This is a genomic window from Flagellimonas eckloniae, from assembly GCF_001413955.1.
Taxonomy (GTDB): Bacteria; Bacteroidota; Bacteroidia; order Flavobacteriales; family Flavobacteriaceae; genus Flagellimonas; species Flagellimonas eckloniae.
Window position 1 is genome coordinate 3,115,634 of sequence record NZ_LCTZ01000002.1, and the last position, 22,178, is coordinate 3,137,811.

Annotated in this window: 25 protein-coding genes; 10 read left to right on the forward strand and 15 right to left on the reverse strand. The window is 36.9% G+C overall.

Annotation, left to right across the window (positions count from 1 at the left end; translation table 11 throughout):
• Nucleotides 1–21: 21 nt before the first annotated feature.
• The 3 genes from AAY42_RS13280 to purN form a co-directional block, all read right to left on the reverse strand.
• On the reverse strand, nucleotides 22–948 hold the full coding sequence (locus AAY42_RS13280; protein ID WP_055396015.1) for a PfkB family carbohydrate kinase: 927 nt from the start codon (nucleotides 946–948) through the stop codon (nucleotides 22–24).
• Nucleotides 949–1,045: 97 nt separating this feature from the next.
• Complete coding sequence (locus tag AAY42_RS13285; RefSeq protein ID WP_055396017.1) at nucleotides 1,046–1,681, reverse strand: ribonuclease H1 domain-containing protein; 636 nt, start codon at nucleotides 1,679–1,681, stop codon at nucleotides 1,046–1,048.
• Nucleotides 1,671–2,246 carry a phosphoribosylglycinamide formyltransferase gene (purN, locus tag AAY42_RS13290; protein WP_055396019.1) on the reverse strand — a complete coding sequence of 192 codons (576 nt, stop codon included), beginning with the start codon at nucleotides 2,244–2,246 and terminating at the stop codon, nucleotides 1,671–1,673. The genes AAY42_RS13285 and purN overlap by 11 nt, the downstream gene beginning before the upstream one ends.
• 162 nt (nucleotides 2,247–2,408) lie before the next feature.
• On the opposite strand from purN, the gene AAY42_RS13295 reads away from it, so the two are divergent.
• The 5 genes from AAY42_RS13295 to pyk all read left to right on the forward strand — a co-directional run bounded on the left by AAY42_RS13295 (nucleotide 2,409) and on the right by pyk (nucleotide 6,764).
• Nucleotides 2,409–2,642 carry an acyl carrier protein gene (locus AAY42_RS13295; RefSeq protein ID WP_009778413.1) on the forward strand — a complete coding sequence of 78 codons (234 nt, stop codon included), beginning with the start codon at nucleotides 2,409–2,411 and terminating at the stop codon, nucleotides 2,640–2,642.
• Between the two features lie 100 nt (nucleotides 2,643–2,742).
• Complete coding sequence (fabF, locus tag AAY42_RS13300; RefSeq protein WP_055396021.1) at nucleotides 2,743–3,993, forward strand: beta-ketoacyl-ACP synthase II; 1,251 nt, start codon at nucleotides 2,743–2,745, stop codon at nucleotides 3,991–3,993.
• Nucleotides 3,994–4,004: 11 nt separating this feature from the next.
• Entirely contained in the window at nucleotides 4,005–4,748 is a 744-nt protein-coding gene (gene rnc / locus AAY42_RS13305) for a ribonuclease III (RefSeq protein WP_055396023.1), read from the forward strand.
• A 106-nt stretch (nucleotides 4,749–4,854) separates the two neighbouring features.
• The gene (locus AAY42_RS13310) at nucleotides 4,855–5,319 is read left to right on the forward strand and encodes an IPExxxVDY family protein (RefSeq protein ID WP_055396026.1); all 465 of its coding nucleotides are present in this window, start codon (nucleotides 4,855–4,857) and stop codon (nucleotides 5,317–5,319) included.
• A gap of 2 nt (nucleotides 5,320–5,321) precedes the next feature.
• Nucleotides 5,322–6,764 carry a pyruvate kinase gene (pyk, locus tag AAY42_RS13315; RefSeq protein ID WP_055396028.1) on the forward strand — a complete coding sequence of 481 codons (1,443 nt, stop codon included), beginning with the start codon at nucleotides 5,322–5,324 and terminating at the stop codon, nucleotides 6,762–6,764.
• An 8-nt stretch (nucleotides 6,765–6,772) separates the two neighbouring features.
• On the opposite strand, the gene AAY42_RS13320 is transcribed toward pyk, so the two are convergent.
• The gene (locus tag AAY42_RS13320; RefSeq protein WP_055396030.1) at nucleotides 6,773–7,294 is read right to left on the reverse strand and encodes a PAS domain-containing protein; all 522 of its coding nucleotides are present in this window, start codon (nucleotides 7,292–7,294) and stop codon (nucleotides 6,773–6,775) included.
• A gap of 173 nt (nucleotides 7,295–7,467) precedes the next feature.
• Here AAY42_RS13320 and AAY42_RS13325 point away from each other — a divergent pair, with 173 nt between their 5' ends.
• From AAY42_RS13325 to AAY42_RS13335, 3 genes are all read left to right on the forward strand, one after another.
• Nucleotides 7,468–8,316 (forward strand): helix-turn-helix domain-containing protein, encoded by an 849-nt coding sequence (locus AAY42_RS13325; RefSeq protein WP_055396032.1) that lies wholly within the window; start codon nucleotides 7,468–7,470, stop codon nucleotides 8,314–8,316.
• Nucleotides 8,317–8,594: 278 nt separating this feature from the next.
• Nucleotides 8,595–9,143, forward strand: a complete 549-nt coding sequence (locus AAY42_RS13330; protein WP_055396034.1) for a carboxymuconolactone decarboxylase family protein — start codon at nucleotides 8,595–8,597, stop codon at nucleotides 9,141–9,143.
• Between the two features lie 33 nt (nucleotides 9,144–9,176).
• Entirely contained in the window at nucleotides 9,177–9,569 is a 393-nt protein-coding gene (locus AAY42_RS13335; protein WP_055396035.1) for a plastocyanin/azurin family copper-binding protein, read from the forward strand.
• 53 nt (nucleotides 9,570–9,622) lie between these two features.
• Here AAY42_RS13335 and AAY42_RS13340 read toward each other — a convergent pair whose 3' ends face one another.
• Nucleotides 9,623–10,204, reverse strand: coding sequence for a TetR/AcrR family transcriptional regulator (locus AAY42_RS13340; RefSeq protein WP_055396037.1), 582 nt, complete (start codon nucleotides 10,202–10,204; stop codon nucleotides 9,623–9,625).
• Between the two features lie 223 nt (nucleotides 10,205–10,427).
• On the opposite strand from AAY42_RS13340, the gene AAY42_RS13345 reads away from it, so the two are divergent.
• Nucleotides 10,428–10,859, forward strand: coding sequence for a COG2426 family protein (locus tag AAY42_RS13345; protein WP_417935086.1), 432 nt, complete (start codon nucleotides 10,428–10,430; stop codon nucleotides 10,857–10,859).
• A 49-nt stretch (nucleotides 10,860–10,908) separates the two neighbouring features.
• Here the strand turns inward: AAY42_RS13345 and dinB are convergent, their stop codons facing one another.
• Nucleotides 10,909–12,009, reverse strand: coding sequence for a DNA polymerase IV (dinB, locus tag AAY42_RS13350; RefSeq protein ID WP_055396041.1), 1,101 nt, complete (start codon nucleotides 12,007–12,009; stop codon nucleotides 10,909–10,911).
• A gap of 27 nt (nucleotides 12,010–12,036) precedes the next feature.
• On the opposite strand from dinB, the gene AAY42_RS13355 reads away from it, so the two are divergent.
• A complete protein-coding gene (locus tag AAY42_RS13355) occupies nucleotides 12,037–12,519 on the forward strand; it encodes a CYTH domain-containing protein (protein WP_055396043.1) in 483 nt (160 codons plus the stop codon).
• 9 nt (nucleotides 12,520–12,528) lie between these two features.
• On the opposite strand, the gene AAY42_RS13360 is transcribed toward AAY42_RS13355, so the two are convergent.
• The 9 genes from AAY42_RS13360 to AAY42_RS13400 form a co-directional block, all read right to left on the reverse strand.
• On the reverse strand, nucleotides 12,529–13,005 hold the full coding sequence (locus AAY42_RS13360; protein ID WP_055396045.1) for a GyrI-like domain-containing protein: 477 nt from the start codon (nucleotides 13,003–13,005) through the stop codon (nucleotides 12,529–12,531).
• Nucleotides 13,006–13,014: 9 nt separating this feature from the next.
• On the reverse strand, nucleotides 13,015–14,034 hold the full coding sequence (gene pheS / locus AAY42_RS13365; RefSeq protein ID WP_055396047.1) for a phenylalanine--tRNA ligase subunit alpha: 1,020 nt from the start codon (nucleotides 14,032–14,034) through the stop codon (nucleotides 13,015–13,017).
• Nucleotides 14,035–14,124: 90 nt separating this feature from the next.
• Entirely contained in the window at nucleotides 14,125–15,987 is a 1,863-nt protein-coding gene (locus tag AAY42_RS13370) for a SulP family inorganic anion transporter (RefSeq protein ID WP_055396049.1), read from the reverse strand.
• Nucleotides 15,988–16,099: 112 nt separating this feature from the next.
• On the reverse strand, nucleotides 16,100–16,726 hold the full coding sequence (locus AAY42_RS13375; protein ID WP_055396051.1) for a carbonic anhydrase family protein: 627 nt from the start codon (nucleotides 16,724–16,726) through the stop codon (nucleotides 16,100–16,102).
• Nucleotides 16,710–18,317 carry a SulP family inorganic anion transporter gene (locus AAY42_RS13380; RefSeq protein WP_055396053.1) on the reverse strand — a complete coding sequence of 536 codons (1,608 nt, stop codon included), beginning with the start codon at nucleotides 18,315–18,317 and terminating at the stop codon, nucleotides 16,710–16,712. Before AAY42_RS13380 ends, AAY42_RS13375 begins: the two co-directional genes overlap by 17 nt.
• Nucleotides 18,318–18,393: 76 nt before the next feature.
• Nucleotides 18,394–18,702 carry a hypothetical protein gene (locus AAY42_RS13385; protein ID WP_139063734.1) on the reverse strand — a complete coding sequence of 103 codons (309 nt, stop codon included), beginning with the start codon at nucleotides 18,700–18,702 and terminating at the stop codon, nucleotides 18,394–18,396.
• 57 nt (nucleotides 18,703–18,759) lie between these two features.
• On the reverse strand, nucleotides 18,760–19,524 hold the full coding sequence (locus AAY42_RS13390; RefSeq protein WP_082433445.1) for a tetratricopeptide repeat protein: 765 nt from the start codon (nucleotides 19,522–19,524) through the stop codon (nucleotides 18,760–18,762).
• Nucleotides 19,521–21,302: a BatD family protein gene (locus tag AAY42_RS13395; RefSeq protein WP_055396058.1), complete on the reverse strand. Its 1,782-nt coding sequence runs from the start codon at nucleotides 21,300–21,302 to the stop codon at nucleotides 19,521–19,523. The genes AAY42_RS13390 and AAY42_RS13395 overlap by 4 nt, the downstream gene beginning before the upstream one ends.
• On the reverse strand, nucleotides 21,302–22,177 hold the full coding sequence (locus AAY42_RS13400) for a tetratricopeptide repeat protein (RefSeq protein ID WP_055396060.1): 876 nt from the start codon (nucleotides 22,175–22,177) through the stop codon (nucleotides 21,302–21,304). The genes AAY42_RS13395 and AAY42_RS13400 overlap by 1 nt, the downstream gene beginning before the upstream one ends.
• Nucleotide 22,178: the final 1 nt, after the last annotated feature.

Below are 22,178 nucleotides of genomic sequence, written 5' to 3' on the forward strand. Positions count from 1 at the left end.
AAAATAGTTCAGGGCAGATATTTATGTTAATTCAATATTGAATTGTGTCAATTCCTTAAACTGTAATAAACGTTTGTCAACCTCATCCTTTTGAAGTTCCAACATTCGTTCTGTTCCAAAACGCTCCACGCAAAATGAAGCTAGATTAGAACCATGGATAATGGCGTTCTTTATACTTTCAAAAGAAAGATTTTTAGTCTGTGCCAAATACCCTGCAAATCCACCTGCAAATGTATCTCCTGCCCCGGTTGGATCAAAAACTTCCTCTAAAGGAAGTGCGGGAGCAAAGAAAACATGTTCATTATGAAATAAAAGGGCTCCATGTTCACCTTTTTTGATAACTACATATTTAGGCCCCATTTGCTGTATTTTGGCAGCAGCTTTCACCAATGAATACTCACTCGTCAATTGGCGAGCTTCTTCATCATTAATTGTAATTATGTCAATATGCTTTATTACGTCGATTAACTCTTCCCATGTATTGTCCATCCAAAAATTCATGGTATCTAAAATGATGAGTTTCGGTCGTTCTTTCATTTGGTTAATTACACCCATTTGGATACTTGGATGTAAATTTCCGAGCATAACCACATCGGCATCTTTGAAGTTTTCTGGAACAATAGGATTAAAATCACCCAAGGTATTAAGTTCGGTAACAAGGGTGTCCCTAGAGTTTAGGTCATTATGGTATTTTCCCTTCCAATAAAAAGTCTTACCTCCTTTTACTATATCAACACCGGTGATATCTATGTTTCGGTCTGTTAATATATCTAGATAATCTTGGGGAAAATCCTCCCCAACAACAGAAACTACAGCGGAATCTACTTTAAACTGATTTGCTGCCAAGCTTATAAATGTGGCCGCACCTCCCAAAATCTTACCTGTCTTGCCAAAAGGAGTTTCAATTTCGTCGAAAGCCATACTCCCAACAATAAGCAATTTGCCCATTCATGTAATTTTGGTGCAAATATACACTTACATATTCCATTTAGCACAACAGATAATACAATTAAGGGAAAGAGGATTCAATTGTGCAAAATCTAACCTACTTTCTTCCAAAATCCGCAGGAATTTCTCCCCATGCCTTGGTCTCCCATTTGGCAATTGGGGTATCGTATGTATTTTGGTTTAACCACTCCTCGGCACGTTGAATGAGTTCAAAAAGTGTTTTGTTTTTTGAATTTTTTTTCAACTTGGTACCACATTTTTTCTTTCGTACCCAACCCATTGCAATTCTGGAATCGGAATAAAGAACACGTGTGCTCTTGTTGTTTTTAAGAAAAGCCAGCCCGTGCACAAGAGCTAAGAACTCTCCTATATTATTAGTTCCTTCTTCAAAAGGGCCTTGTTTGAATAGTTTTTTTTTGGTTTTGGTATCCACCCCTTGGTATTCCATTTTTCCAGGGTTGCCACTTGAAGCGGCATCTACCGAAATAGAGTTGTAATTTGGTTCCCCAATTTTCAATAATTCCTCTGCTGACAGTTCTTTTTTGCCTTTGGATTTCCCCTTATACTCTAAATAATTACTGTTGAAAGCCTTTTTGGCTTCTGCAAAGTCCTGAAAAGATTTATACTGTGCCCCCTTGAAACCTTTTATTTGTGCTTTACAATCATCCCACGATTCATAAATACCGGGGTGCTTACCTTTCCAAACAACATAAAACTTTCGCTTAGTCCCCATCTTTCAAAAGAAGTTTTTCAATCACCTTAGGAAAATGTTCATATTCCAATTGATGCACCTTTTCAGCTATGGAATTTGCATCATCAGATGGTGCAACCTTTGTTTTGGCCTGAAAGATAATAGCACCTTCATCATAATTTTGGTTTACGTAGTGAATGGTAATGCCTGTTTCAGAATCAGCATTGTCTTTTACGGATTGATGGACTTTGGAACCGTACATGCCCTTTCCACCATATTTGGGAAGCAATGCAGGATGTATGTTAATAATGTTATTCGGGAAAACATTTAATAAAGAAGTAGGGATTTTCCATAAAAACCCTGCTAAAACAATTAAATCGGGATTTAGGGAGGTAAGCAGCTGGATTACACCATCAGAATCGGAAAAAGCAGTTCGGTTAAAATAAAAAGCAGGGACTTTTAATCTTTCGCAACGCTCCAATACTGCAGCATTTTTTTTGTTGGTAAGTACTGCGGAAACATGAACCCGACTATCATCTTTAAAAAAAGAAATGATATTTTCTGCATTAGAACCACTGCCCGAGGCTAGGATTACGATTCGTTTCATTTTGGGACTTCTATGATTGATTGTGAGCCTATTTTATAGGGCTAAAGTAATATACTGGAACATAAGATGTTTAATTTGAAGCACATTTTATCGACAAATGGTGTATTTAATCCAAAGTTTTATATTTTTGCCAACGATTAAATTTTTAAAACCGAAATAATTATGTCAGACATTGCATCAAGAGTAAAAGCTATCATCGTTGATAAACTAGGTGTAGATGAAAATGAAGTAGTAGCGGAAGCTAGCTTTACCAATGATTTAGGCGCGGATTCCTTGGATACTGTTGAACTTATCATGGAGTTTGAAAAAGAATTTGACATTCAAATTCCTGATGATCAGGCAGAAAACATTGCAACTGTTGGCCAGGCCATAAGCTATATAGAAGAAGCTAAGTAATCTTATGATTTCTTACTAAAGATTTTAAATTATCCATGTGATGATCATCACATGGATAATTTTTTTTTAATTTAGGTTCTAAAGGTTAAAAAATAGTTCAATGCAGTTAAAGCGAGTAGTAGTTACCGGAATGGGTGCGTTAACACCCATTGGGAACAATTTAGAGGCTTATTGGGAAGGACTAAAGAACGGTAAAAGTGGTTGTGCGCCCATAACCTATTTTGATACGGAAAAGTTCAAGACCAAATTTGCCTGTGAACTCAAAGACTATAACCCAGAAGACTTTTTTGATAGAAAGTTTGCGAGGAAGCTGGATAGGTTTGCTCAATATGCGTTGGTTTCTTCAGATGAAGCTATAGCGCATTCTGGAATTAACTTGGATGAGATAAATAAATTACGGGTAGGCGTTATTTGGGGAGCAGGAATTGGAGGGCTGGAAACTTTTCAGCAAGAAGTTTTAAACTTTGCTGATGGAGATGGAACACCAAGGTTTAATCCATTCTTTATTCCAAAAATGATTGCAGATATAGCACCAGCCAATATTTCCATAAAGCACGGATTCATGGGGCCAAATTACACAACGGTCTCTGCATGTGCATCTTCTGCAAACGCTATGTTCGATGCGCTAAACTCGATTCGTTTAGGATATTGTGATGTCATTGTTACAGGTGGAAGTGAAGCAGCGGTTACTATTGCTGGAATGGGCGGTTTTAATGCCATGCATGCATTATCTACCAGAAACGAAAGTCCGGAAACAGCTTCAAGACCTTTTGATGGAACCAGGGATGGGTTTGTTTTAGGAGAAGGCGCAGGGGCTTTGATTTTGGAAGAATATGAGCATGCCAAAGCTAGGGGTGCAAAAATATACGCTGAAGTTTTAGGTGGAGGATTGTCAAGCGATGCACACCACATGACCGCTCCACACCCAGAAGGTATTGGTGTTGTTGAAGTAATGAAGAATTGCTTGGAAAATGCAGGACTGAAACCAGAAGATGTTGACCATATAAATACTCATGGAACTTCCACACCTTTAGGAGATGTGGCCGAACTTAAAGCCATTTCCAAAGTTTTTGGAGATCACGCCAAGAATATCAATATCAATTCTACAAAATCCATGACCGGTCACTTATTGGGTGCTGCAGGAGCCATTGAAGCCATCGCTTCCATATTGGCAATGGAAAATAGTATTGTTCCACCTACCATAAACCATGGTACGGTAGATGAAAATATAGATGCATCGCTTAACTTGACCTTAAATAAGGCGCAAGAGCGAGAAGTGAATATAGCCATGAGTAACACCTTTGGTTTTGGAGGTCACAACGCATGTGTTTTGTTCAAAAAAATAGAGTAGTTTTATAGCAGATGAAATTTTCTACCAAAATATTCAATTCCCCTCCTAAAATGGATGGGGATTTTTTTTTGGGAATAAAAAGAATTTTAGGCTTTAAGCCCAAAGACATAGAAATTTATAAAAAAGCCTTTTTGCACCGTTCCGTAAATAAAAGGGATGCGGATGGGAATCCTATGAATTATGAGCGCCTTGAATTCTTAGGGGATGCCATGTTGGGAACAATAATTTCAAAACACTTATACAGTGAGGTCCCAGAGGGAGATGAAGGATATTTGACCAAGATGCGCTCCAAGATTGTAAGCCGTAAACACTTAAATGAATTGGGAAAAGATTTGGACCTTCTTCGATTTGTGGAAAGTAGGATTCCCAAATCACATTTTGGGGAAAACATTCATGGAAATGTTTTTGAAGCCTTGGTGGGAGCAATTTATTTGGACAAAGGTTACCCCTATTGTGAGAAGTTTATCAATGATCGAGTCATAGAGCCCTATGTTGACATTGAACAATTGGAAGGGAGGGTCATCAGTTATAAAAGTTTGGTTATAGAATGGTGTCAAAAACAAAAAAAGACATTCAATTATAGTGTTTATGAGGACACCGGGAAAGATGAATTAAAGCATTTTGCAGTGAAGCTGACCATTGCTGATAAAATGATGGCAAAGGCAAGGGCTACCTCCAAAAAAAAGGCAGAAGAAAAAGCCTCCAGAAGAGCATACTTTGCATTACAGAGCAAAATTGAAAGCCAACAACTTTAAATAAAAGTAAACTCTAACGTTTTCGTAAGGTTCCAAGACCGTATTGTTTTATTTCAACTAGGCGGAGAAGCGTATTAGGTTTATATTTACATTTCGTGTTATAGCCATGTCAACCACACACAAAATATCAATAGACTTTTATGACGATAATTTTCAGCTTATTGCAATACATAGCAGTTTGGAAGATTATGCCATTACCTATGCTATAAATTTTAATTGTGGTTTACATTTAAGACGAAGTGGGAAAGATTTGGAAGTGAACCAAAATCTATCATTTTCTACATTCGTGTGGGATGATGGTATAAGTGATACCTCATGGGTTCTCATTTCCAACAAATGTACCGTGGAAATACCAATACGTTCTGAGGGTCTATTCGGAAACAATACTTCTTTAAGCACAAATCATTTAATCAAAGAGCGAAAAGAAGTGGATTATTTTTTGAAGATTGATGGAGAAGATGAGACCCTTATTCAGAACCACGTAAAATTTATTAATTCCATTTCTGGTGTTATCACTGCTTATCCAGTGGAAACAAGAACCTTAAAATCAAAAAGAAACTTAATCTTTTAGCAATGCCAACTAGAAAGAAGACAAAAATTGTAGCAACTCTTGGTCCAGCCACCAGTAAAAGGGAAGTGCTAAAAAAAATGATGGAAGCGGGTGTGGATGTTTTTAGAATAAACTTTTCACATGCTTCTCATGATGATGTAGCTCAACGTATTCAAATGATACGGGATTTAAATGAAGAACTGGGATTTAACACCTCAATTCTTGGAGACCTTCAAGGTCCAAAACTTAGGGTAGGAGTTATGGGTGGTGAAGCAGTTGTAGCTCCTGGAGATGAGATTACTTTTGCTACCGGAGAACCTTTTGAAGGAAGTGCGAAGCGGGTTTACATGAATTACCAAACGTTTCCCCAAGATGTAAAACCTGGAGAACGTATTTTATTGGATGATGGAAAATTGATTTTCGAAGTAAAATCCACTAATGGAAAGGATGAGGTTAAAGCCACTGTCATACAAGGGGGTCCTTTAAAATCAAAAAAGGGAGTAAATCTTCCCAATACCGATATTTCATTGCCGGCCTTAACGGAGAAAGATATCAAAGACGCCATATTTGCCATTTCCCAAAATGTTGATTGGATGGCTCTTTCCTTTGTTCGTCATAGCGAAGATCTAATAGATTTGAAAAATCTTATCAACAAGCATACGGAACATAAGATTCCTATCATCGCTAAAATTGAAAAGCCGGAAGCTGTTGAAAATATTGATAAAATAGTGGCATATTGTGATGGATTAATGGTTGCAAGAGGCGATTTGGGGGTAGAAGTTCCAGCACATGAGGTTCCACTTATCCAGAAAAAATTGGTGCTGCGTGCCAAAAAGGCAAGGATTCCAGTGATTATAGCCACACAGATGATGGAAACCATGATTACAAGCCTAACCCCAACACGGGCAGAGGTTAACGATGTGGCAAACTCTGTAATGGATGGGGCAGATGCTGTAATGCTTTCAGGGGAAACTTCTGTAGGGAATTATCCCGTTGAAGTAATCGAGAAAATGTCGAGTATTTTAATGAGTGTGGAGGGATCTAGCTTAATAAATGTGCCACAAACACCTCCTCATATTCGAACAAAAAGATATATTACAAAATCTGTCTGCTATCATGCTGCTACAATGGCAAATGAAATTCAAGCAAAAGCTATTTCAACTTTAACGAATAGTGGATATACAGCGTTTCAAATATCAGCATGGAGACCTAGTGCCCATATACTTGTTTTTACATCCAACAAAAGAATTCTAACGCAGCTTAATTTGCTATGGGGCGTAAAGGCATTCTATTATGATAGATATGTGTCTACAGACGAAACCATTGAAGACGTGAACCAAATTGCATGTAAAAAAGGATTTTTGGATGTGGGGGATATGCTTATCAGTCTTGCAGCAATGCCCATAAAGGACAAGGGAATGGTGAATACTTTACGCGTTACTGAAATAGAAACCTGTAGTTTTTAATAAAGAACTTATGCTACCTCTTTTTCAAAAGCTATAAAATTGACAAATCTGTTCTTGTTGTCAAATATGGGAGTACCCTTAATCCAACAATTGTATCGAGTACCATCTTTTCTATAATTCAACAATACAACTTCAAAGGGCTGATGACGTTTAATGGCATTTGAAACCTGTTTTGTGGTTTCTTTACAGGTTCCCTTGCCTTGGAACATTTTTGGATTTTTGCCCACAACTTCAGACGGCATATAACCATTCATTTTAAACATATTTTGAGAAGCGTAGACAATAGTAAGGTTGGAGTCTGTGACCACAACAGTATGCTCGTTATCCATGATTTCATTTTTGAACAGGAAATCGGTTTGCCACTTTTCTTTTTGCGCCAGACCACTTAGATTTTTTATATCCTCTAAGTTTTTACACACCCTACTAAAATGTTGTACAAAAATATCCATTGAGCTTATCGGGTAGCTATTCAATGCTTTATCGCGATAGAAATTATTTATCGCTTCATCATAAAACTTCGTCTTTTCCATAGTCAATACTAAGAAAAGTTTCAAAAGTGTTAAAATTGTACGGGCACATTAACACTCTTGTTTAAGAAATCCTTTGAAACAGGTTTTAAAACAGATGTAAGTATCAACAAAATAAGGGGACTAAACTCAATAAAATGGCTGTTTTGCTAGAATAACCGGAAGAGTAAAACTTAATGAGGTACGAATACAAAGACCCCAAATTGGGGGCAATTTTGGGTTTAACAGATGATATTAAAAGAGATAATGATCGTTTCTCTATAACTTCCAACACCATTAAATTTTTATGGAATAGGAATGATAAACCCATAGAATTTGTTGTAGATGATATGGTTTTAGAACTTATGCCGAATCAAATAGTAACGGTCACCTATTTGCAAAATGTTTCCTTTACTAAAACCGACTTGCCAATTTCGGCCATCCTTTTTAATAGAGAGTTCTATTGTATTTCTGATCACGATACTGAAGTTTCTTGCAATGGCATTCTCTTTTTTGGAACACAGGATTTACCGATAATTTCTATTCCAGAGGACCAATTACGAAAATTTAATATATGGTTTGAGGTTTTTTTGGAAGAGTTCTCTACGCCAGATAATATTCAAGGTGATATGCTTCAAATGCTTCTGAAAAGATTGATAATCATGAGTACCCGTTTGGCCAAGGAACAACTGATTGTTAAGGAATTGAACAATGATCAAATAGATACCATAAGAAAATTCAATTATTTGGTGGATATTCATTACAAGACGAAAAGAAAGGTGAGTGATTATGCTGAAATGCTTTTCAAATCACCCAAAACACTTTCTAACCTTTTTTCAATTTATAACCAAAGGTCTCCACAACAGATTATCTTGGAACGTTTGACCTTGGAAGCAAAAAGACTTATTCATTTTACAGATAAGCAAAATCAGGAAATCGCTTTTGATCTAGGATTTAATGATCCAGCACATTTTAGTCGTTTTTTTAAAAAAATGACCAAAAAAACACCTTCGGAATACCGAGAAAATCTACTTATTTCTGCTTAAGGGAAACTTGGGCAAGCAGTCGGGAAATTATTACTAACACTACCCTTCATTTTCACTACATCTTTGCATTGTAATTAAAAGTCGGTAAAGATGAATATAGTAGAAAAATCAATTTTTAACCTTATAGAGATATTTAGAACTTCTAAGAAGGCAGATACACAGGCTGTTATACCACAAACGCATTGTGAACAAAAACATCACCATGATTTTTATTGTGATGCTGAAAGACCGTTTGTAAAGAAATTTTAACCCACATAACAATTAAAGAAAATAGAATTATGAGCATATTTAATGTACCTAAAAGAGAAGAAGTAAGTACCGCAAATCAGGCAATTTTTGACAGTCTGGAAAAAGCAGTAGGCTTTGTTCCAAACCTTTTCGCCACCTATGCACATTCAGAAAATGCATTGGGGAATTATTTAAATCTTTCAAACGCCAAGACTTCATTAAAAACAAAAGAGAAAGAAGTAGTGAATTTGGCAGTAAGTGAAGTAAACAACTGTATTTATTGTTTATCTGCACATACCGCTATTAGCAAAATGAACGGGTTCACCGAAGATCAGATATTAGAATTGAGAGCTGGTGGTGCATCATTTGATGACAAATTGGATGCACTTGCACGTTTAGCTAAAAATATCACTGAAAATAGAGGTGCTACTGATGCCGCCATTTTGGATAATTTCTTTGCAGCTGGTTGGACTAAGGAAAATTTGATTGATGTAATAGTGTTGGTTGGTGATAAGACTATTTCCAATTATATAAATAATACAACTGAGATTCCAGTTGATTTTCCAATAGCGCAACCATTGGAAACAGTAGAAGCATAATTAATAAACCATTATAAATTTAAAATTCATAAAATGAAAAAAACAATTGCAATTTTAGTATTAGCCGTTGGAACAGTGTTTTCTGTAAACGCACAGGATAAAATGATGAAGGATGTACCGGTCAGGACATTGTCTTTGGAGCAAACTTCTGGAGAGTTTACACAAAAACAAATTACCGTTTCTGAAGGAACGTATGTTTTTGACATTACGAACAATGGAGTAGGGCATGAAGTAGGTTTTGTGTTGGTTAAAAAAGGGAAAGACATTAGTAAGCCTGAAAACCATATCCAGACAGCTTATGTTACCCAAGCGGTAAAAACAGGAACTTCACAAACTTCAAAACCAACTAAATTGGAAAAAGGAGAATACGTGTATTTCTGCCCTTTAAACCCTACATCAACGGATAACACCCTGATTGTAAAATAATAAAAAGTGTTATATAAATAAAAAGAGCCCCTTCAATTTTGAAGGGGCTCTTTTTATTGTACTACTTCAGAATTGGCAAAAAGTAATGGTGCTATGCTTCTAGCCATATAGATGGGCCAATCATTTTTGAACAAATGACTTTCGGTAATGGCACTATCATACAAAAGATAGATTCCGCCAGATATTTTTTCGGTTTCAGCCTTGGAGATATTGATAATATTATCACCTACAACTTCTCCCAAATAGAGCAATAGCTCTTTTTTATGCTTTTGGATAAGGGCCAATAGTTTTTTCTGTTTTGGCGAGAGTTCACCCAAAGTTTTAAGAGCCCAACAACCCTGAAAATCTTCCTCACGGTACATATCCCGTAAAAGGTCAAAGATGGCCAACAACTGATTTCTCCCTTTTTTCCTCTTGGAAACATAACTTTTTAAGGATTCCAAGAAACTATCGTGGCGCTTTTGTAGATAAGCTATACAAATGTCTTCCTTGGATTTAAAATGGCTGTACAGCGTAGCTTTTGCTATACCAGATTTATAAATAATTTCATTGATTCCCGTTGAATTATATCCGTTGGTATAAAAAAGGTTACTTGCTGAAGTGATTATTTTATTGTGTGTTGTGATTTCCCCCATGACACAAATATAAGAAAAGACAGGTCTGTCTATTTTTCATAAAAACGTAAATTTAAACACCTGTATTAGAGGGAGTTAATATTTAAATAATCCGTAGTTTAATTCTAATATATTAAGCAGGGAGTTTTAATTATAATTTAGCGTATTATAGTATGGATTAGAGCATTTTCATGACTAGCTTAGCAATCTAAATGATGCTGTGATATTAGACTTATTAACTGCCATGCTTTGGAGTTTATCCCCTTTTGGTGAATCTAAATTGGGAATACCTTATGGGATTATGAGAGGCTTAAATAGTTATGTAGTCCTTATTGCCTGTTTTCTCGCCAATCTTTTGGTTTTTCCTTTAATGATGTTCTTTCTTGAGAACATTAACCGTTATTTGATAAAATGGCGTTTCTATAAAAAATCGGCAATCTATGTTGCCAAAAGGGCAAAGATAGGATCGGCAGGAAAAATTAAAAAATTTGGTTTTTTTGGCTTAGTGCTATTCGTTATGATTCCCTTGCCAGGTACGGGGGTATATGCTGGTAGTATTGCATCGTATCTTCTTAAAATTGAAAAAAAGAAGGCATTTTTCGCCAACGCACTTGGAATCTTCTTCTCTTCTATTATTATTTGGGCATTGACCGTTTTTTCTGTAGAAGCAGTATAATTTTAGTTTTTGGACAAACGTAAAGGGGTTTGATTGATTTGGAATGTAATTAAAAATCAAATTCGAGCTGTACGGAAACAGATTCTTTTTTTGGTTCTTCTTTTTTTTTCTCGGTGTTGAGGTTTGCCAAGGAAATACCTAAGAGACGTACAGAATTTTCCAAGTTGGATTGATATAATAATTCCTTGGCCGTATCTAAAATCAGTTCTTTGGTGGAAATGAAATATGGAAGTGTTTTGCTCCTAGTCTGGAGTGTAAAATCGCTATACTTTATTTTTAAGGTGAGTGTTTTTCCTGCAATCTTGGATTTTTGGAGTCGTCTTTCAAGTTCGTTTGCAATATTTTCCAGTTTTTCCAACATAAAAATTTCACTGCTCAGATTTTCAAAAAAAGTGCGCTCCGCACCGACAGATTTTGGAATTCTATGTGGTTTAACGGCACTATTATGAATACCACGAACAACAGAATAATAATATTTGCCACTTTTGCCAAAGTTACTGTCCAGAAATTCCAGGGATTTTTGCTTCAAATCCTTTCCTGTAAAAATGCCAAGTTTGTACATTTTTTCAGCGGTCACTTTTCCAACTCCGTAGAACTTTCTAATATCCAGTTCTTCCAAGAATTGAATAACCTCTTCCGGATTTACAGTTTTTTGTCCATTAGGCTTATTATAGTCACTGGCAACTTTGGCAATAAATTTATTGATGGAAATTCCAGCAGAAGCTGTCAATCCTGTTTTGTCTAAAATCTTTTGTCGAATTTCTTTAGCGACAAGCGTTGCGGAGGGGTTTCCCTTTTTGTTTTCGGTTACATCAAGATAAGCTTCATCCAATGAAAGTGGCTCTACCAAATCAGTATACTCAAAAAATATTGCGCGTACCTGCTGTGAAATTTCTTTGTACCGATCATACCGGGGTTTTACAAAAATTAAATCTGGGCAATTTCTTCTGGCAATGTATCCTGCCATGGCACTGCGAACACCAAATTTTCGAGCCTCATAACTAGCAGCAGAAACAACGCCGCGTTTTGACCCTCCGCCCACAGCAACAGGTTTTCCTTTAAGTTCAGGATTATCATGTTGCTCTACAGAAGCATAGAATGCATCCATATCCACATGTATGATTTTTCGTAAAGGAAAATCCAAATCCATACCCAAATTTAGGCTATATTTAGTTTGATGGAACACTTGGAAATTGAACGTAAGTTTTTGGTAAAATCAAATGCTTATAAAGATGGGGCAAAATCCCAAACACGAATTGTACAAGGGTTTTTAAATACCCATTCTGAGCGAACGGTTAGGGTAAGAATTAAAGGAGAGCAGGGATTTTTGACCATAAAAGGAATGAGCAATGAATCTGGCACAACACGATTTGAATGGGAAACTGAAATATCTGTAGCCGAAGCAACTAACCTTATCGATTTATGTGAGCCCATTATTCTGGAAAAGATTCGGTATGAGGTGCCGGTTGGAAAACATAGTTATGAGGTGGACGAATTTTTAGGAGAGAACAAAGGACTGATTGTTGCAGAGATAGAATTAGACCACGAAGATGAGGTTTTTAAAAAACCTGATTGGCTAGGAAAAGAAGTTACCGGTGAAGTGAAGTATTATAATTCACAACTATCTAACCAACCCTATAATCAATGGAAAAAGCATTGATATAAAGTATTATTTTTCCCTTACCGGAATCCAAATTTCTTCTTCTGAATTTGGGTCATTGCTCCTATACCTACTTCCTAAAACTTCAAAGTGAGGTCTATTATCCAATAGATATTCTGAGTTGGGGAGCCATTTCGTAAAAATATATTGAAATATACTTTTGTCTTGGCTGGGACCTTTATAAAAAAACACTGCATACATACCTCCTTCAAGAGTAAAGTGATTCATTTCATTTGGAACAGTATCAAAATTGGTCACTTCTGCAACCGCCCACTTCGTGAACCCTTTTTTTGGGTCAAAACCCGTAAAATATGATGGGTCGTATACTTGCATTGATATCAAATCTGAGGTAGCCCTGTTCTTAATTTCATGCACTCTGGGCATAAGGCTGCCCCAAAGCTCGCCGGTTCGGTCGGCCAATAAATTCATACTAAGAGATACCCCAACTAGCTTTTTTGGATGCAATAGTTTTATGGCTGATTGCATATACTTCTGCTAAAGAGCACCTTTGAATTGGTCTAAAAAGCGAATGTCGTTCTCGCTCAATAGTCGTATGTCTGAGATTTGATGTAACAAAAGTGCAATACGATCAATACCCATACCAAAAGCAAAACCTGAATAGACCTCTGGGTCTATATCACAATTTTGTAGAACATTGGGATCAACCATACCACATCCCATAATCTCGAGCCAGCCAGTGCCTTTTGTCATGCGATAATCCGTCTCGGTTTCAAGGCCCCAATATACATCCACCTCGGCACTTGGCTCTGTAAATGGGAAATAGGAGGGGCGCAATCTAATCTTTGATTTTCCAAACATTTCAGAAGTAAAATATTGCAATGTTTGTTTCAAATCGGCAAAGGAAACATCCTTATCAACATATAAACCTTCTACTTGATGAAAAAAACAATGAGATCTTGCCGAAATAGCTTCATTTCGATAAACTCTTCCTGGCGAAATGGTACGAATAGGAGGCTTATTACTTTCCATATATCGCACCTGTACAGAAGAGGTATGGGTTCGCAACAAGATATCTGGATCTGTTTGAACAAAGAATGTATCCTGCATATCTCGCGCAGGATGGTATTCTGGTAAGTTCAAAGCTGTAAAGTTGTGCCAATCATCTTCAATTTCGGGGCCTTCTGAAACATTAAATCCAATCCTGGAAAAAATATCAATAATTTTATTTTTTACTATGGAAATGGGATGTCTTGCACCTATTTCAATAGGTTCACCAGGTCTGGTTAAATCCCCATACTGCCCTTTGGTGTCTGTAGTATTTTCAAGAGCTTGTTTTAAGACAGTTACTTTGTTCGCGGCTGCAGCTTTAAGCTGATTGACTACCTGACCAAATTCTTTTTTTTGATGATTAGGGACATTTTTAAACGCTCCGAAGAAGTCATTCAAAAGACCTTTCTTTCCTAAATATTTTATTCGGAAAGTTTCTATTTCATCTTTGGAGGTCGAAACGAATTGCTCTATCTCTTTAATATGCTCCTTTATGGTTTCAATCATAGCTGTTGGCACAATTTATTGGCCAACAAATTTAGTGATTTGTCCTTGAATATATAGGCAATCATAAGGTGAACACCTACCGTTGCACATTTAATTGGAGAATTCATCTTTTATGTTGAGTTCTACCCAGGCCATGCAACTTTTAAAATCATCAAAAATATGTTTTGTTGGAATCAAATCTGGGATAATGTCAATTCGCTCCATCATGTATTTGGGTTGATCCAGAACGTTTACAAGTAAAACATGTACATCCCTGTTTTTTAAATCTTGAAGAACATCTTCCATGGCGTATAATCCCGATTGATCCATATACTGCATACGCCCCATCCTAATTATAACTGCAGATGCTGTATCTGGAATTTGATTTGCAAGCTGCTGAAATTCGCTGGTTGAACCAAAGAACAAAGGGCCTTTAACATGCTTTATAAAAACTTCCTGTGCCAAATTGTTTGGAAAGTCTTTTTCATCGGCCCATGCCTTTTCTTGTGTCAATGGTTTTACATCTGACCGTTTTGCAGTTAGATCACCCATTTTTTTCATAAACATCAACGATGCAAAGACCAATCCAATGCCCACGGCATATACCAAGTTCCATGTGGAAGAAAGCACCATTACGGATAACATGATGATAACTTCGGAACTTAATTTAACGGGTCCTAGTTTTATATCTTTTGGAAGATAGGGAATGGCTTTTAATCCTTTGTAGTCCATTACACCGATTCCGACTGTTACCAATATACCTGCCAAAACCGCTGCTGGAATTTGGGATGCCACAGGACCAAGGGCCAATAGTATAATTAATAACAGAATTCCTGCAATCATGCCAGATAATCTGGTTTTACCACCTGAATTAATATTCACCACTGTTCTAATCGTGGCTCCCGCCCCAGGAATACCTCCAAAAAGAGCAGCTACACTATTACCAATTCCTTGCCCCACCAATTCTTTATTTGGCTTGTGTTTGGTTTGGGTCATATTATCCGCAACTACTGATGTTAGCAGGGAATCAATGGCGCCAAGAAGAGATAGTGTGAGCGCAGTAAAAATATATGGGGCAATGGAGCTAATTTTAAACTGTGTGAAAATTTCCAAATTTGGGATGGGCAATCCACTGGGGATTTCCTCAATTGGACGATAATTGATTCCAAATCCGTATGCAACACCAGAAACCACTACCAAAGCAACTAAAGTACTTGGAACGGCCGTTGTAATTCGTTTAAAACCATAGATAATAAAAATAGTGGCCAATGCCAATGTCAATTCCAGCCAATTAATCTTTTTTAGTGCTCTTGGCAATACTTTGAAAGTCCCCACCACCCCAGAGGCATCTTTTGCAGCCAAAGTTTTAGCTTCTTTTTGCATATCTGCTGGTGTAATTTGTTCGGCTCTTTTTATGGTTTCTTCAAAATCTTCAAGAACCAAAATTCCTTCTCCAGCTTCTTCCTTGAGAATATTTTCTAAGATTTCTTCCTCGGCATCTGCCATAAATCGACTTACATACTCTTCATCCTCTTTAGGATAATAACCTATGGCAGGAAGAATTTGGGTTACTAGAATGATAACACCAATGGCTGTCATAAACCCTGAAACTACCGGATAGGGAATATATTTTATGTACTTACCCAGTCCCAACAACCCAAGGCCTATCTGCATAATACCGGCTAAAAGAAATATGGTGAGAATTGCTGGGAGGGCTTTTTCTATATCGCCATCATTTATAGCAACAATACCGGCAATAACAACCATACTTACAGCAGTCATTGGAGCTGTAGGTCCAGATATTTGAGTGTTTGTCCCTCCAAAAAGTGCAGCAAAAAAACTAATAAAGATTGCTCCATATAATCCTGCACTGGGGCCAAGACCGGAACTTACTCCAAATGCAAGTGCCAGTGGCAAGGCTACTATACCAGCAGTAATGCCACCAAATAAATCTCCTCTAAAATGTTTAAACATTGCTGATCGGTTATTATAGAAGTATTGCTGTCAAGATAGCAATTTTGCGAAACTAAAAAAGGCCAATGAAATGTTAAACATAGGCCTTTTAAAATTATAATTGATAAGTGTTTTACATATAACTGACCTTTCCATTAGAAATATCATACATACCTCCAACAATAAGTATTTCTCCATTGTCTTCCATCTCTTTTAGGACAGGACTTTGGTTTCTAATGTTATCAATGGTCATCCGCACATTTTTTTCCGCAACAGCGTTCACAAAATCAATATTTTTAGATGTACGTTCAGCAGCATCGGCAGGTTCTGAAACAGCTTTCACGGCAGGTCTTATTTTGCTAAGAAGCTCCGTTAAGTTTCCCATTTTGGCATCGTCACATGCTCCTTTTACAGCACCGCAACTTGTATGTCCCAACACCACTATTATTTTGGTGCCAGCCAATTTACAGGCAAATTCCATGCTTCCAAGAATATCTTCATTGACAATATTACCAGCTACACGAGCACTAAAAATATCACCAACTCCTTGATCAAATATGAGTTCTGCGGAGACACGGGAGTCTATACAGCCCAAAATAGTCGCAAAAGGATACTGTCCTGTTGTTGTTTCAACAACTTGGGTCAAGAGGTTTCTATCCGTTTGATTTTGATCCACAAAACGTTTGTTGCCTTCTTTTAAAAGTTCCCATGCCGCATTGGGATTTAAAGCTGCTTGTGTTTCTTTAGTCTGTGTTATCATGTGCTAGATTTTTATGTCGATTAATATCTAATTTGAAAAATTTAATATAACTCTCTGGATTTTCAACCACACCCCTTTCGGAAACAAGCTTTATCCCAATATTTTTATTTCTTGCTTTTTCAGAGAAATCTTCAAGGATTTCAATGATGTCGTTATCTAAAAATCGCGTCTTCCTAACATCCAATTCAAGATATGAATTTTCGGGAAGACTGTCTAATTCCTTAAGAATGGCTCCTTTATTAAAGAAGGTTACTTCTTCGGCGAAGGTCATTTTTATTTTATGGGCCCCGTTGCTTTTATCTTCAATATGAAGGAAATGCGAATTTTGATAACTTTTTATCAAGATTACAACAATACCAACCGCCAGTCCCATACCTATTCCAATAAGCAAATCGGTAAATACAATTCCCAATACGGTAACCACAAAAGGGACAAATTGTTTCCAACCCAAATTGTACATTTTTTTAAATAATCCTGGTTTGGCCAATTTATATCCTACTATAAAAAGGATTGCCGCCAAGACGGATAGAGGAATCATGTTGAGTAGTTTGGGAATAAGCATAACTGAAATCAACAGGAAAAAGCCATGAATAATTGCAGAAGCTTTTGTTCTTCCGCCGGATTGAATGTTTGCGGAACTACGCACAATAACTTGGGTAACTGGCAAACCACCGAGCATTCCAGAAATACTATTGCCAACTCCCTGTGCCAAAAGTTCCTTATTTGTTGGGGTAGTTCTTTTATGGGGATCCAACTTATCAGTAGCTTCAACGCAAAGAAGGGTTTCTAAACTGGCAACCAAAGCAATGGTAAAGGCGGTAATCCAAATTTCCGGATTCCCTATTACGGCGAAGTTTGGAAAACTTAAAAGTGTTCCGAAAGACTGAATGCTATCCGGAATAGGGACGCTTACCAGATGATCATTGGAAATGGAAAGTGATGCATTGTCTTTTGTAAAAATATAGTACAATATTCCAACGACAACAGCAACCAAAGGACCTTGTACCAATTGAAATATTTTTGATTTCTTACTCAGCACCTTATCCCACAAAATAAGAATAAACAGAGCTGCAACGGCTATAAGGGTTGCACCAGGACTTATAAAATTAAAGGTGTTTATGATTTCACTAAATGTATTTTCGCCATCGACCTGAAAGAATGAAAAATCCCCTTCTGGATCGGAATCATAGCCAAAAAAGTGGGGAATCTGTTTTAGGATTATAATTATCCCAATACCTGTCAACATTCCTTTAATAACAGATGACGGAAAATAATAGGCTATCACCCCGGCCTTTAAAATACTGAAGATGATTTGTATTAATCCTCCAAGAACTACGGCTACCAAAAAATTTTCAAAGCCTCCCAAAGTGCCAATAGCGGTAAGAACAATAGCTGCAAGGCCCGCAGCCGGACCACTTACACCTATTTGGGAGCCACTGAGCGCTCCAACAATAATACCTCCAACAATTCCTGCAATTAATCCAGAAAACAAAGGAGCTCCACTCGCAAGTGCAATTCCCAAACAGAGTGGCAGTGCCACAAAGAAAACCACAATACTTGCAGGCAAGTCATTTTTTATATACTTGAACATAAAAATAAGATTTAGCCTTCAAAGGATAAATTTTGTTGAAGGCAGTTGAAAATTAATTAAACTTAAGATATTGAAGTTACGCCAATTTACGAGGAGGGGGGAGAAGAATATCAGCTTTAAAATCTGAACTGAAATTTATATAGATAGCGTAATTTTGAGATTGATTTTGAAAGTAATCACAGTTTGATACTAGGGAATTAGTATAGAACATGTCTTTTTCATCAAACTTCTTTTCTGACTCCTTCTCTTTGCTTTTTTCTTCCTCACTATTATCCAAAAAAACAAACATATCGTAGTCCTTGTCCAATAGGGGCAAAACAGAAGGAGCCAATATGGAAAATATTAGCATTATTGCGATTAATGGAAAGGCTATCGTTTTTAACACCTTGCTTGTTTTAAGGTAAAAATAATAGTAAAGCTATTAATTTTTCTTAAATAAATTTTAAAAATCCTTTAGCAGCCTAATATTTTCATCCAGTAACCATCCAGTTTGCCCATCTGTAAGCTTAATTTTTCTCCAATCATTTAGCTTATCAAGGACGTTCACTTTGGTTCCTTCATGCAGTGTAAATACAATTTCACTATTGTTATTGGGCTCGGAAGTAATTTTAACTTCCTGACTATAAATAATGGCAGGGCTATCATTTTTGAATTCCTGATATTGAAGATACGCAATCAAAATGCTTAGAGCACCAAGAATGAGTGATAGTATGCTAGTTATGAATGCAATACGCTTCTGAGTGGCAAAACGCAAGAAGAAGTAGGACAAATACGCTAAAACAAACAAAAAGATGAATGCGATTGCTATATATGCCCATTGATCAAAAGAGAGAAAATTTACAAAGTCGCTGTACAGTTGGGCAATTTCCGTTTTGGGCATTTCTTCAACCGCATCCAATCGCATGTTCTGGGCATAGGCCAGATTGTTTACTATTTCACTATCACTTGGCTTTAAAAGCAATGCTTTTTCATAATAATAGATGCTGGGACCAATAGCATTTAACTTATAATGGCAATTTCCCAAGTTAAAATATAGTTCTGCAGAGTGCTCCCCATTTTTAAGGATTTGCTGATAATTTTCAATTGCTTTTGAATATTCTCCTTTGTTGTAATTTTCGGTTGCCCTTGAAAAAAGAGCACTATTCTGGGAAATTCCAGAGGTGAAAACAAACAAACAAATTAGAAAGGATATTTTTTTTATGCTCATAATTGCTTATCCAATTTAGAGATTACCTCGCTAGCTTTTTCGTAATCATTTTGCATTTGCACATCCGAAAATGGGCTGTAGCGAGCCATTTCACAATTCTTAAGAAGACCAATAAAACCAGTACTATCATCTTCATTTACTCCTTTTTCAGCAAGAATAGACGTAATTTTTTCTTTACTGAATTCAGAGGTCTCAATCTTCAATTTTGCTTTTAAGTAATTATGGAGCCCCTTTTCAAGGGCAACATAGAATGCCTCCTTATTGCCCAGTTCTTTTTTAGATGTTGAAAGGTATTTTTTGGCAAGCTTGTTGGCCAATTTTATTTTATTTCCAACCGCATCACTAGCAATTGCCTCTCTTTTCTTAAATGAGAATACTGCAATTGGTATCAACAACAAGGGAGCAAACAAAAAGAGATAAAATTTAGTGGAGCCAAAGAAATAATTGGTTCCTATTTTGTTGAGGTTAGGCGTCAATTTAATAAAATGGAACTGCTTTCCAGTAGGCACCACAAATTGTTTGTTGTTTGATGAATTGGCAATACTGGACGAAGATGAATTTACAGGCCCTTCCAATACTTCAATATTGATTTCTTCAGAATTAAGGGTGACGTATCTTGAGGTCTTTGGATTGAAATAACTAAAGGAAATACTAGGGATTGGATATTTACCCCTAAACGAAGGAACAATGGTATAATTATTAGCTACTTTGCCTTCCATTCCAGAACTGCTTGTTCGTACACTTTCATCAAATTCTGGTTCGTAAACTTCCAAAGCACTTGGAAGTTCAGGTTCCGGCAATTGAAAAAGTTTTAGATTCCCTTTTCCAGATACTTCTACTTTAGCTTGAAGCGATTCTGATGCATTCAATTGGGTTTTGCTAGCGGTGACAGAAAATTTAAAATCACCTACTGCTCCACTAAAATTTACTGGCTTCCCTGCTTCAGGCAAAGCTTTTACATTCAATGTTCGTTTACCCGCTGAAACCGTTTTGCTTGTTTGTGTATATATGCGACCTCCAAAAAAGTCTCTTCTATTGGTTGGGACATCAACAAATACTTCTAAGGAAAGCGGTTCAATTTCTAAATTCCCTGATCGCTGTGGATATAGCACAACTCTTTTTAGGATAACATAGCGATAGGGTTTGCCTTGGTACGTGCCATTTTGGGCAGAATGTTTTGTTACTGGAATATCCTGACTCCAAAAATTGTTGTATTTGGGATTGTCCAATGGACGATAATTGGTAACACTGATATTTGGGCTTACATACAGTTTATATACTACACTTACCGCTTCATTGAGATATGGACTGCCCTTTGAAACTTCGGCTACAAGGTGGAGATTCTCGTCTGCAACATCATCCACGGTTTTTTGATCACTAGGTTTATCTACAGCGGCAGTTACTTCAACCGTTTTTGGGAGGGTTTTATAGGTCTCACCACTTATTTCAATAGTTGCTTGGTTTATGGTAAACTTTCCTCTTGCCGTAGGAACCAAGATATAAGAATAGGATTTGGAAAAACTTCGTTTACCATTAATCCAAGAAGAACTTATGGATTGTGAAGGCCCCATTACCACTTTGAAACCTTCAAAAGATGGAGCACTAAAATTATCTCCATCCTTATTCATTGCAAACTCTACCCTAAGACGTTCATTTATGCCAAGTTTTTCCTTGCTAAGTTTCATCTCAAAAGTAACCTCCCCTTCTTGGGCATAGATGGAAAGCCCCATAAAAAGGAATATGTACAAAGCCACTAAAATGCTTTTTGATTTAAACATTACCAATCCTTCTCATTTTTTATTTTCTTACCCTTTACTTTTTTGGCTTCCATTTTTTCCTGCACCTTCTTTTCTTCATTTTGCATTGCCTCTAACAAGTTTTGAATTTGCTGTTTTGAAAGCTGGTTTGGTCTTGGCTGTTGTTTTTGTTCTTCAGGTTGGTTCCCTTCATTAGGCTTCTTTTCTTGTTCCTTCTTTTCATCCCCTTCACCTTCTTTATTTTCTTCAGGCTTATTTTCCCCATTATCTCCTTCATCACCCTTATCCTTGTTTTCATCTTCATTTTGCTCTCCTTCATCATTTTTTTCGTTCTCCCCCTCGTCGTTCTGATCCTTGTTTTTATCCTTTTGGTCTTCCTGATCTTGATTGTCCTTGTTGTCTTGGTTTTCGTCGTTTTTTTGTTCGTCTTGTTGCTTTTTTAGCATTTCTTTGGCTAAGGCAAGGTTGTAACGTGTCTCTTCATCTGTAGGATTGTTGCGCAATGCCTCTTTATAAGCTTCAACAGCTTTTTCGTATTCTTTGCTCTTCATGAACACATTGCCCATATTGTGAAAGGACTTGTGTTTGTCCGTTTTTGAAGAAGCTTTTTCCCCCGCTTGTTTAAAACGGCCAAAAGCTTCACCAAAACTTTCCCTATTGTAATAAGCGGTACCTAAATTGAATGGAGCTGTTGCATTTTTATCGCTTTTGGAAATGGCTCTTCGATAGTCAGATTCTGCCATGAGAAAATCATTGGCAGTGAGTTGCTTGTTTGCTTCCCAGGTAAGGTTTGTTGAGGCAGTAAGCGCTTTTTCCGCTTCCTTCAACGCTTTTGTTTCTTCCTGTGCTTGTGCGTTAAGCCCAATAAAAAAAGTTAGACCCAACAATAACCTCATC

What these genes read in the sequence shown, in the direction of transcription:
- AAY42_RS13280 (WP_055396015.1), bottom strand. Translation starts at nt 948, where the DNA reads ATGGGCAAATTGCTTATTGTTGGGAGTATGGCTTTCGACGAAATTGAA.
- AAY42_RS13285 (WP_055396017.1), bottom strand. Translation starts at nt 1,681, where the DNA reads ATGGGGACTAAGCGAAAGTTTTATGTTGTTTGGAAAGGTAAGCACCCC.
- purN (WP_055396019.1), bottom strand. Translation starts at nt 2,246, where the DNA reads ATGAAACGAATCGTAATCCTAGCCTCGGGCAGTGGTTCTAATGCAGAA.
- AAY42_RS13295 (WP_009778413.1), top strand. Translation starts at nt 2,409, where the DNA reads ATGTCAGACATTGCATCAAGAGTAAAAGCTATCATCGTTGATAAACTA.
- fabF (WP_055396021.1), top strand. Translation starts at nt 2,743, where the DNA reads ATGCAGTTAAAGCGAGTAGTAGTTACCGGAATGGGTGCGTTAACACCC.
- rnc (WP_055396023.1), top strand. Translation starts at nt 4,005, where the DNA reads ATGAAATTTTCTACCAAAATATTCAATTCCCCTCCTAAAATGGATGGG.
- AAY42_RS13310 (WP_055396026.1), top strand. Translation starts at nt 4,855, where the DNA reads ATGTCAACCACACACAAAATATCAATAGACTTTTATGACGATAATTTT.
- pyk (WP_055396028.1), top strand. Translation starts at nt 5,322, where the DNA reads ATGCCAACTAGAAAGAAGACAAAAATTGTAGCAACTCTTGGTCCAGCC.
- AAY42_RS13320 (WP_055396030.1), bottom strand. Translation starts at nt 7,294, where the DNA reads ATGGAAAAGACGAAGTTTTATGATGAAGCGATAAATAATTTCTATCGC.
- AAY42_RS13325 (WP_055396032.1), top strand. Translation starts at nt 7,468, where the DNA reads ATGAGGTACGAATACAAAGACCCCAAATTGGGGGCAATTTTGGGTTTA.
- AAY42_RS13330 (WP_055396034.1), top strand. Translation starts at nt 8,595, where the DNA reads ATGAGCATATTTAATGTACCTAAAAGAGAAGAAGTAAGTACCGCAAAT.
- AAY42_RS13335 (WP_055396035.1), top strand. Translation starts at nt 9,177, where the DNA reads ATGAAAAAAACAATTGCAATTTTAGTATTAGCCGTTGGAACAGTGTTT.
- AAY42_RS13340 (WP_055396037.1), bottom strand. Translation starts at nt 10,204, where the DNA reads ATGGGGGAAATCACAACACACAATAAAATAATCACTTCAGCAAGTAAC.
- AAY42_RS13345 (WP_417935086.1), top strand. Translation starts at nt 10,428, where the DNA reads ATGCTTTGGAGTTTATCCCCTTTTGGTGAATCTAAATTGGGAATACCT.
- dinB (WP_055396041.1), bottom strand. Translation starts at nt 12,009, where the DNA reads ATGGATTTGGATTTTCCTTTACGAAAAATCATACATGTGGATATGGAT.
- AAY42_RS13355 (WP_055396043.1), top strand. Translation starts at nt 12,037, where the DNA reads ATGGAACACTTGGAAATTGAACGTAAGTTTTTGGTAAAATCAAATGCT.
- AAY42_RS13360 (WP_055396045.1), bottom strand. Translation starts at nt 13,005, where the DNA reads ATGCAATCAGCCATAAAACTATTGCATCCAAAAAAGCTAGTTGGGGTA.
- pheS (WP_055396047.1), bottom strand. Translation starts at nt 14,034, where the DNA reads ATGATTGAAACCATAAAGGAGCATATTAAAGAGATAGAGCAATTCGTT.
- AAY42_RS13370 (WP_055396049.1), bottom strand. Translation starts at nt 15,987, where the DNA reads ATGTTTAAACATTTTAGAGGAGATTTATTTGGTGGCATTACTGCTGGT.
- AAY42_RS13375 (WP_055396051.1), bottom strand. Translation starts at nt 16,726, where the DNA reads ATGATAACACAGACTAAAGAAACACAAGCAGCTTTAAATCCCAATGCG.
- AAY42_RS13380 (WP_055396053.1), bottom strand. Translation starts at nt 18,317, where the DNA reads ATGTTCAAGTATATAAAAAATGACTTGCCTGCAAGTATTGTGGTTTTC.
- AAY42_RS13390 (WP_082433445.1), bottom strand. Translation starts at nt 19,524, where the DNA reads ATGAGCATAAAAAAAATATCCTTTCTAATTTGTTTGTTTGTTTTCACC.
- AAY42_RS13395 (WP_055396058.1), bottom strand. Translation starts at nt 21,302, where the DNA reads ATGTTTAAATCAAAAAGCATTTTAGTGGCTTTGTACATATTCCTTTTT.
- AAY42_RS13400 (WP_055396060.1), bottom strand. Translation starts at nt 22,177, where the DNA reads ATGAGGTTATTGTTGGGTCTAACTTTTTTTATTGGGCTTAACGCACAA.